The sequence below is a fragment of the Lysinibacillus sp. genome, assembly GCF_032093475.1.
Lineage (GTDB): Bacteria > Bacillota > Bacilli > Bacillales_A > Planococcaceae > Lysinibacillus > Lysinibacillus irui.
Genome location: NZ_DAMDAY010000166.1, coordinates 3,555 through 7,447 on the forward strand (window position 1 = coordinate 3,555; position 3,893 = coordinate 7,447).

The 3,893-nt window shown below is 37.4% G+C and carries 4 protein-coding genes; 2 read left to right on the forward strand and 2 right to left on the reverse strand.

Annotated features, from left to right (window positions below):
* Together RT445_RS22155 and RT445_RS22160 are read left to right on the forward strand one after the other, a co-directional pair.
* Positions 1-753, forward strand: a 753-nt coding sequence (locus RT445_RS22155) for an NAD(P)-dependent malic enzyme (protein ID WP_313471574.1), incomplete at its 5' end; no start/stop codon positions are given.
* A 237-nt stretch (positions 754-990) separates the two neighbouring features.
* The gene (locus tag RT445_RS22160; RefSeq protein ID WP_312507122.1) at positions 991-2,739 is read left to right on the forward strand and encodes a methyl-accepting chemotaxis protein; all 1,749 of its coding nucleotides are present in this window, start codon (positions 991-993) and stop codon (positions 2,737-2,739) included.
* Positions 2,740-2,780: 41 nt separating this feature from the next.
* Here RT445_RS22160 and RT445_RS22165 read toward each other — a convergent pair whose 3' ends face one another.
* Complete coding sequence (locus tag RT445_RS22165) at positions 2,781-3,434, reverse strand: Yip1 family protein (RefSeq protein ID WP_312507121.1); 654 nt, start codon at positions 3,432-3,434, stop codon at positions 2,781-2,783.
* Positions 3,435-3,577: 143 nt separating this feature from the next.
* Positions 3,578-3,893 (reverse strand): phosphoribosylaminoimidazolesuccinocarboxamide synthase (locus tag RT445_RS22170; RefSeq protein ID WP_313471576.1); only part of this gene is annotated, 316 nt, incomplete at its 5' end.

Sequence of the window (3,893 nt, forward strand, 5' to 3'; positions counted from 1 at the left end):
TGCGATATTCCCGTATTTCATGATGATCAGCATGGAACAGCAATCGTGGTAGGCGCAGCGATGATAAATGCGAATCGCATTGTGCAAAAGGATGTAGAAACGATGAAGGTTGTTATTAATGGAGCGGGTGCAGCAGGAATTGCTATTTTACGTATCCTTGTGCAAATGGGCTATAAAAATATTTATATGTGTGACACAAAAGGTATTATTTATGAGGGACGTACGGAAGGCATGAATCCGATAAAAGAAGCGGTTGCACATTTAACGAATCCAGATAAGCTTCATGGTACATTGGATGATGCGCTAATTGGTGCGGATGTCTTTATTGGTGTCTCTGTTGCGAATCTATTAACAGAGGCACATATTGCGTCCATGAATGCAAATCCAGTTGTTTTTGCCTTAGCTAATCCAAATCCTGAAATTACCTATGAAAATGCCAAAGCATGGGGTGTACGTGTTATGGGGACGGGACGTTCGGATTATCCGAATCAAATTAACAATGTGCTTGCATTCCCAGGTATATTCCGTGGTGCCTTAGATGTGCGAGCAACGGATATTAATGAAGCCATGAAGCTTGCGGCTGTGGAAGCAATCGCATCTCTTGTCAGTGACGAGGAGTTAACAGAGGAATACATTGTACCAAAGTCACTAGATGAACGTGTTGTGGCAATCGTCTCGAGGGCTGTGAGCGGTGCAGCTGTAGAATCTGGCGTTTCGGAGCTATTCCAACAAAGTGCAGCATTATCTGTTTAATAAAATAGAATAGGGAAATAGAGCAGATAGGGAAAAGTGAAGTGCTTTTCTCTATCTGTTTTTTATCAAATATGCTCGAAATTTGTTGTTATTTAGTGTTTTATGTAATAAAATGATTAAGTAAAATGGAATGTTTTACATAGTTGATTGAAGAAGAAGAAATACTTATTGATGACAGATTTAGATTGAAAAATAAGTCTTAAGTCCATTTAAAATTGAAAGAAGTGATGAGGGAAAATGAAATCAATCGTACAATTTCGATCTATTAAAACCAAGCTAATCGCTTTTTCATTGCTACTTTTAATGATTCCGTTACTCATCTTAGGTTTTATAAGCTATCAGCAAAGTAAATCAAACCTAGAGACGGTAGGGAAAGAAAATCTAAAAAATAGTGTGGAAATGACGATAGCCATGATTGAGCAATTCAATCAAGAGGTAGAAGAAGGCAATTTATCATTAGAGGAAGCTCAGGAAAAAGTAAAGATTGCTATTTTAGGAGAAAAGGATAGTGAAGGAAAGCGACCGATTAATAAGGACATTAAACTTGGCGACAATGGTTATATTTTTGTCGTTGACCAAAAAGGGATGTCAGTTGCCCATCCAAATATAGAGGGTACGAATGTCTGGGATGAAGAGGATGATAATGGCGTTAAGTACATACAAGGAATCATTGCCAAAGGGAATGAAGGTGGTGGATTTGTTTCTTATTCGTGGCCATTACCTAATTCAGGTCAGTTAGAGGACAAAGGGGTTTATGCGGAAACGGATCCATATTGGGGTTGGGTCATTGGTGCGAGCACTTATTTAATGGACTTCAATAAACCAGCACAAAGTATTCTTAAAATAACACTTATAGTAATTGGCTTGGCCATTATTGTTGGGATATTGATCATTTGGCAATATGCGAGTAGCATGACGAAGCCTATTAACCAAGCGGCTCAAGCGATGGAGCGTTTTGCAGAGGGAGATTTATCTCAAGAAAGTATGGCTATACGTTCAAAAGATGAAATTGGTAAACTGGCAAGCGCCATGAATCAAATGCAAATAAGGTTGAAAGATATGATTCATAATATTGCTCAAGCATCTGACTTAATTAATACTTCTAGTAAAGAGCTAACGCATTCAGCAAATGAAGTTAATATGGGAGCGGAGCAAGTCGCGATTACGATGCATGAATTAGCATCAGGTGCTGAGGGACAAGCCCACCATTCTAGTGAATTAACTTCATTAATGGAGCGCTTTACAGCAGATTTACAGGAAACGAATCAGCATGGTGCACATATTCATCAATCTTCAGTAGAAGTTTTAGCATTAACGAATGAAGGAAGTCAGCTTATGACATCCTCTAATTCTCAAATGGAAAAGATTGATAGCATCGTGCAAAATGCCGTTGAGAAAGTGAAAAAATTAGATGCTCAAGCACAGGAAATTTCTAAATTGGTCGTGGTCATTAAGGATATCGCAGATCAAACGAACCTGTTAGCTTTAAATGCTGCGATTGAAGCGGCAAGAGCAGGAGAGCATGGCAAAGGATTTGCTGTTGTTGCAGATGAAGTACGTAAGCTTGCAGAACAAGTAGCCTTTTCAGTAAACGATATTACATCCATCGTCACGAATATTCAGCAAGATTTTGATGTGGTCACGAACTCTTTAGAGGATGGTTACCAAGAAGTAAAAGAAGGAACGAATCAAATAAAAGCTACTACTGAAACATTTAACACGATTAGCCACTCCATTAATGATGTAGTGGAGAGTGTCCAATTAATTTCAACGAATTTATCGAAAGTTACAGAAGATGGTCATAAAATGAACAACTCTATTCAAGAAATTGCTGCGGTAGCAGAGGAATCTGCTGCAGGTGTCGAGCAAACAACAGCTACGACAGAAGAGACAAGTAGCTCAATGGAGGATATGGCTGGAAAGTCTGCTCAACTATCGGAATTAGCATTACAATTGAAAGCACTCATTGCTCAATTCAAACTATAAAAAAAAATCTCCCACTCTCTGAAATGAGAGGGGAGATTTTTTTACATCATGCCAACACCAATAATACCGATGAGGATGATAAAGAAAAGAACAAAGAACACGATGAATAAAATAACAGCTGGAATAAAGATAGTGAAGAAGGCCATCCAGTTAGAAATTTCATGTGCTTCTGCAACGGCGCCAACAGAAATAACAAAAGACCATACACTAACAACAATAGTTGCTAAAACAGTTGGCCAAAAGATCCATGGCACATCTCCGATAAAGTTCGGATCTAATAATGAATCTGGTGATGTAACTAACCAAATAATATAAAGCGGAATGAGGACAATATAAGGTACTGCTGTTAAACTTAATCCTTTAAATAAGTCAGAGTAAGTACCGGTACCTTTAAATAACTTACCAAATAACCAAGTGACCAATGCAGAAATAGCTGTCCCGATAATACCAACGATTGGAGCGAAAATGATACATAATAATGCTAAAATCCATGGTGATAAATCGGGAAATAACTCCGAATCAATTAGTCCAGACATAAGAGAGCCGATATAGCCAATAGACAAAATCAAAATTGCAAAGCCAATAGATTTTTCATTAATCATATAACGAGTCGTTTGCTTTGGATGTAGCCAAGCTGATAAAAATGGATTTAGTCTTGGCCTTTCTTCTTGCGATGTCTCATTATAGTTTTCCATCAAACTACCTCCAAAATAATAGTATAATTGCTTATTCCATATGTTAATATACGAGTGAAGTGAAGAAAAGTTTCGTAGAAAATTAAAATAACGCCCTAAATAAAAAAGAGTCGTAATGATCGACTCTTTTTTGCAATGGATTTTTATTCAGCTAACATCAATTTTTCTAGCTCAAGCGGTTCGATGTATTGCTCACCTTTGTAAGCACGCATATTACCACCAGAGATTTCATCGATTAATAAAATCTCATTTGTATTTGCATCGCGGCCAAACTCTAGTTTAATGTCATAAAGTGTTAAACCTTTTTTAGCAAGCTCGGCTGCAACAAATTTAGAAATTTCAATTGTACGTTGTTTTAAAATAGCATATTCTTCGTGAGTTAACAGGTTTAACATAGCTAAAGCATCTTCTGAAATAGGAGGATCTAGTCGATCATCATCTTTAATGGTTACTTCTACG